Raw genomic sequence first — 2,448 nt, forward strand, 5'->3', positions numbered from 1 at the left:
GTAAGTGTCAATTAAACCGCATATTCTCGGCAGGAAAGAGTCATGATAAACTTTCGGTACAAAAACAGACCGGAGGATACGATGAAGAAGTACAGCCAAGAAGAAAAAGAGATGTGGGTGGAAGACTGGAAAAGAAGCGGGTCCAGCATGTGGACCTATGCCAAGGCAAACGGATTAAGCCCAATGACCTTAAAGAATTGGATACAGCGGATTTATGGTCCGACAGAAGAGCCAGCTCCAAAATTTGTTGAGGTGAATCCGCAGATGCCGGAACAAAGCCAGCATACCCCTGAAATTCTCATTGAAAAAGGGGATGTCAAAATACACATACCGATTGCATTAAACCGGAACGACCTACGGGCGGTGATAGAAGGTCTGGGCTGGTAACGATGACTTTAGATTTGAGTACGGTAAAACTATACATACGCCCTGGGTACACGGATCTCCGAAAGGCGACCAACGGATTAACCGCCCTGATACAAAAGGAAATGAAACAGGACCCGCTCAGCGGGAGTGTATATCTGTTCTGCAACCGTGACCGGAGGCTGCTGAAAGTAATATGGTGGGATAAGACGGGGTTTTGGTTGTGTCAAAAGCGGCTTGAAAAGGATACGTTTCCCTGGCCGGAAACTGCCGCCGCCGTGGAAGAACTAAGCGCCGAAGAACTGCAGATGTTACTTACCGGGATAGATTTTTGGAAAGCCCATAAGCCACTTTTTTATTCAAAAGTATCATAAAAGGAATTTACACAACAATAATGATGTGCTAGAATTTCTGCATGGATATGGAAACACTGGATATTGAAGTCCGGAAATATATCAGAAACATAGAACTGCAAAAAGCCGAAGCGCAGCGATGCATTGCAGAACTCACCGAACGGCAGAAAGCGGTGGCGGCTGAAAACAATCTGCTCCATATCCAATTAACCGAACTAAAAGAACGGTATGATCTGTTACTGTATAAGCGGTTTGCCCGAAGTGCGGAACAACTTCTTAAAGACAAAAAGCAATTATTTTTATTTGACGAACCTATATCGAATGAGGAAGAGCCCGGAACCGGTCAGACGGCGCCTCAGACAATCAAATCGTATAAACGAAGCGCGCGGGGGCGAAAGCCGATAGATCCGGCCATACCCCGGGAAGTAGAAATTATAGACATTCCGGAAGCAGACAAGCGATGTGCCTGCGGAACGATGCTCAAAAAGATAGGGGAAGAGATATCAGAACGGCTTGAAATAGTCCCGCCGCGCATTTATGTGAAACAAATAGTCCGGCCGAAGTATGCGTGTCCTGAATGCGAGGGAGCCGATGACCCAGACAAGCCAACAGTTCACGTCGCCCCCGCTCCGGTTTCGATAATCCCCGGCAGCATCGTTACTCCGGGCCTGTTGAGCACTATCATGATAGCCAAATACCAGGATCATCTACCGTTTTACCGGCAGGAACTCCAATTTGAGCGAATTGGGGTGACCATAAGCCGGCAGGATATGGCTCATTGGCAGCAACGCGTCTACCAACGGCTTCTTCCCCTGTTTGAGTTGTTGAAACAGGCGGTCAAGTCAGGGCCGGTTATGGGCATGGACGAGACTACAGTCCAGGTCATGGGAGAGGAAGGTCGGGCTGACACGCAGAAATCCTACATGTGGCTTGCGCGCGGGGGACCGCCGGGGAAACCGGTTGTACTTTTTGAGTACCGGGAAACGAGAGCGGCGAAACATCTCCCCGAGTTTCTTGAGGGATTCGTAGGATATCTCCAAACCGATGGATATCGCGGCTATGAAACGGCGATATCCTCATACCCGGCGATCCGCCATGTGGGTTGTTTTGCCCATGCCCGGCGGTATTTTTTCGAAGCGGCCAAGGTTACTCGAACCTCCGGTTCACAAAAGAAAGGCCTTGCCGAGGAAGCAATCGGATACATAAAGAAGCTCTATGTGCTGGAAGAAACGTTACGGAAACAGGATATCTCTCTCTCGAGATTCTTAAACGAACGAGGAAAAGCAGCGGCGGTTATTTTTTCCGAATTCAAAGCATGGCTGGATCAAAAAGTCCAGGAAACGCCGCCTTCGTTGTTGTTGGGAAAGGCAATTGGGTACACCCGCGATCATTGGGAAACCCTTACGGCGTATACTGAGTGTGCTTATTTGACCCCGGACAATAACGCCTGTGAGAACGCACTACGGCCTTTCGTACTCGGTCGCAAGAACTGGTTATTCAACAAAAGCCCCGATGGCGCCAAAAGCTCCTGCGGAATGTACTCCCTCATTGAAACTGCTAAACAGAACGGACTTATTCCCCGGGATTATCTTACCCTGCTATTTGACCGGTGCCCTTCCGCAAAGACCCCTGAAGACTGGGCAGCCCTTCTCCCGTGGAATATCAAAAATAATAAAAAAAACACATAGTTTTTATGTATTTACGCTAAAACAGTTCTTTAATTTACGGTTAC

General features: G+C 48.4%; 3 protein-coding genes. All 3 read left to right on the forward strand.

Annotation, left to right across the window (positions count from 1 at the left end; translation table 11 throughout):
- Window positions 1–81 precede the first annotated feature (81 nt).
- The 3 genes from tnpA to tnpC are packed head-to-tail and all read left to right on the forward strand — an operon-like array spanning window position 82 to window position 2,404.
- On the forward strand, window positions 82–387 hold the full coding sequence (tnpA, locus tag TPRIMZ1_RS0113275) for an IS66 family insertion sequence element accessory protein TnpA (RefSeq protein WP_157784243.1): 306 nt from the start codon (window positions 82–84) through the stop codon (window positions 385–387).
- A 2-nt stretch (window positions 388–389) separates the two neighbouring features.
- Window positions 390–737, forward strand: coding sequence for an IS66 family insertion sequence element accessory protein TnpB (gene tnpB, locus TPRIMZ1_RS0113280; RefSeq protein WP_010260794.1), 348 nt, complete (start codon window positions 390–392; stop codon window positions 735–737).
- A 41-nt stretch (window positions 738–778) separates the two neighbouring features.
- The gene (gene tnpC / locus TPRIMZ1_RS0113285; protein WP_010260796.1) at window positions 779–2,404 is read left to right on the forward strand and encodes an IS66 family transposase; all 1,626 of its coding nucleotides are present in this window, start codon (window positions 779–781) and stop codon (window positions 2,402–2,404) included.
- Window positions 2,405–2,448: the final 44 nt, after the last annotated feature.

Source organism: Treponema primitia ZAS-1 (genome assembly GCF_000297095.1).
Lineage (GTDB): Bacteria > Spirochaetota > Spirochaetia > Treponematales > Breznakiellaceae > Termitinema > Termitinema primitia_A.

Excerpts from the sequence above, each read along its gene's own strand:
- tnpA (WP_157784243.1), top strand. The coding sequence starts at position 82 with ATGAAGAAGTACAGCCAAGAAGAAAAAGAGATGTGGGTGGAAGACTGG.
- tnpB (WP_010260794.1), top strand. The coding sequence starts at position 390 with ATGACTTTAGATTTGAGTACGGTAAAACTATACATACGCCCTGGGTAC.
- tnpC (WP_010260796.1), top strand. The coding sequence starts at position 779 with ATGGATATGGAAACACTGGATATTGAAGTCCGGAAATATATCAGAAAC.